Below are 2,903 nucleotides of genomic sequence, written 5' to 3' on the forward strand. Positions count from 1 at the left end.
AGCCCCCAGTCCCCAGTCCCCAGCCCCCAGCCCCATCTCTTAATCAAATTATCCTTTATCCCAATTACCGTTTTGATTCGGTTTTTAACCCCGATAAAATATCCCCGCTTCCGGCCCCAATGGCAATCCCAGAGACAACCAGGCAATCAGCAACAAGGTCCATACCAGGAAGAATGCAATGGAATATGGCAACATGGTAGCGATGATCGTGCCAATTCCTGATTTTGAATCGTATTTCTGGAAATAGGCTATGATCAGAGCAAAGAAGCTCATCATGGGAGAAATTATATTGGTAACGCTGTCGCCGATCCTGTAAACAACCTGCGACAGTTCGGGAGAGTATCCCATCAGCATGAACATGGGAATGAAAATAGGAGCCAGGATGGCCCATTTGGCTGATGCGCTGCCCATCAGCATGTTAATGGATGCAGAAAGCAGGATGAAGAGTATCATCAGCGGTATGAGTCCGATCCCGGATGAGGCAATTATTTCCGCCCCACGGATTGCAATGATCACTCCCAGGTTCGACCACTTAAAGTAAGCAACAAACTGGGCTGCAAAGAAAACCAATACAATATACATCGAAAGGGTTTTGATCGAATCGCTCATCCCATTCATAACATCTGCGTCACTTTTGAATTTGCCCGACCCTATACCATAGGCAATTCCGGTAAGGCCTGCAAAAAGGAAGAGAAATGCTACCACATCTTTTATCAGGGGAGATTCCAGGATGTGTCCGTCGGGAGATCTGAAAAACCCATCTGCCGGTATAACTCCCATCAAAATGATGATCAGAATGATGCCGGTTGTTATAATGGTATACCTTAATCCACGTTTTTCATTCTTTCCGAGTTTTTCGATCTTAATATCATCGGTTTTCCCTGTATACTTGCCTAAACGCGGTTCAACCAGTTTTTCTGTGATAAACGTACCCGTGAAAGCAATAATGAAGGTGGATACGAACATAAAATAGTAATTCGCAGTAGGATTGACATAGTAATCAGGATCAATGATACGGGCCGCTTCCGTGGAAAGTCCTGCAAGCAGGGGATCTATAGTACCGAGGATGAGATTGGCGCTGAATCCTCCAGATACCCCTGCAAAGGCCGCAGCCATCCCTGCAATGGGATGCCGCCCGACAGCTATGAAGATCACTCCCGCAAGCGGAATCAACAATACATATCCTATATCGCTGGCTGTGTTTGACAAAACACCTGAAACCACAATCACAAATGTCAGCAATCGCCTGGGAGCAGAAAGCACCAGTAGTCGTATCACCGCTCCGATAAGACCGCTGCTTTCTGCAATCCCTATACCCAACATGGCCACCAGTACAATCCCCAGGGGAGCAAAGCCCGTGAAATTCTCAACCATGCCATCAAGGATTTTATGCAACCCTTCGGAACTTAACAGATTGATGGGTTTGACCAACTCTCCTGTGGCTGGATTCACAGCCTGCATCCCCGTTATGGATGCTATCCATGAAAATGCCAGAGCCAGTAAGGCTAAAATCAGAAATAATGTCGCTGGATGGGGTAATGCATTCCCTGCTTTCTCAACAAAATTCAGAAAACGGCCGAATATTCCCTTTTTCTTCCTGTCGTCTTCCATATAATTGGTTTTATGAATATGATATTAATAACCGATAAATCAGATTATTGTTTAATACTGTAATGAAATATGTGGTGGAATATCCTTTACCAATGATAAAACTGACGAGGAACTTAGTCTCGTTACATGGAAATACCCCGGAACGATAAAGGAAACCTTTGTTCCGGTAAGGGACTATCGATATCCCTACATGATAGAGTAAAACCTATCCTCTGGAAATAATAGCTTCGTTAATAGCCCTCACTACCCGGTCGATAAATGCTTTGTCAACGGATTCAATAGCCTGGGATTCACCGGATGCAGAGCCCAGATATACAATATACTTATTGTATTTATAATCGGCTTTAACAAATAAAGATGCTACAACTCCGATTACGGCAACAATAATACCATACCAGAATTTTGCAAAGATCGCGATTACAATACCCAGTGCGATACCGCCCCAGAACAGAATTGTCCGTAGCCTGGCTTTCTTCTTGTCTTCTCCTTCATGGACGGTATAACCGGATTTGCATGAGGTGACGTTGGCGAGTGAATAGGTATCACCAAGCGGTGTTACAACCCTCGTATTGGTTACCAATACTCCTGCTTCATCGAGAAAAACAGTTTCCTGTGCCATAATTGAATTGAATTAATATGGGTTTTACAATAAGGATTTCTACAGGGCAAGGTAATAAAATAATCGCAAATCCTTAATGAAGGGTTTATTTTTTTCAGGATGATACAAAAATCCCCGGGAGATTATATAATCGGCCGGGGATTGTAATCATTACCTGGTATTCAGTATCACCTGGATGGTTTGATTATTATTCCCGCTTTTTAGCGAGCAAAGATAAATCCCCGAAGGAAGCAAATTTCCTGATGAATCTCTGCCGTCCCAGGATATTGAATGTTCACCATCAGTAAAAACCTCATCTGCAAGGGTTGCCACTTGTCTTCCGCTTCTGTCAAAGACAGTGAGCATTATATGCTCTGTCACAGAAAGGTTGAACCGGATTTGTGTCTGATCCATAAAAGGATTCGGAAAACTTTTTAACGTGCTGTTTCCTGAATTCGTTGTTTCTTGATCCGGAACCCCTACATAAATTGTAAAATCAAAGTTTTCCAGATCCGTATAAGCGATATCATCATAGTTATTGTTAATGGCGACATAAATTGCTCTGTTGTTCAATTCGTAGATTGCAGACCACGGACAATTCATATGAACGGCCTCCAGAGCATCCATGCCTTCGTCCCAGCTGAGGATCCCTTCATTTTCCTGCAGGCAGTTGTAAAGGGAGTTATAGCGCCAG

The 2,903-nt window shown here is 43.5% G+C and carries 3 protein-coding genes; all 3 read right to left on the reverse strand.

Annotated features, from left to right (window positions below; translation table 11 throughout):
• Positions 1-84: 84 nt before the first annotated feature.
• The gene (locus KKA81_09640; protein ID MBU2651185.1) at positions 85-1,611 is read right to left on the reverse strand and encodes an AbgT family transporter; all 1,527 of its coding nucleotides are present in this window, start codon (positions 1,609-1,611) and stop codon (positions 85-87) included.
• 205 nt (positions 1,612-1,816) lie between these two features.
• Positions 1,817-2,230 (reverse strand): hypothetical protein, encoded by a 414-nt coding sequence (locus KKA81_09645; GenBank protein MBU2651186.1) that lies wholly within the window; start codon positions 2,228-2,230, stop codon positions 1,817-1,819.
• A 150-nt stretch (positions 2,231-2,380) separates the two neighbouring features.
• Positions 2,381-2,903: T9SS type A sorting domain-containing protein (locus KKA81_09650; protein ID MBU2651187.1), on the reverse strand; the 523-nt coding region annotated here is incomplete at its 5' end.

The sequence above is a fragment of the Bacteroidota bacterium genome, from assembly GCA_018831055.1.
Classification (GTDB): domain Bacteria; phylum Bacteroidota; class Bacteroidia; order Bacteroidales; family B18-G4; genus M55B132.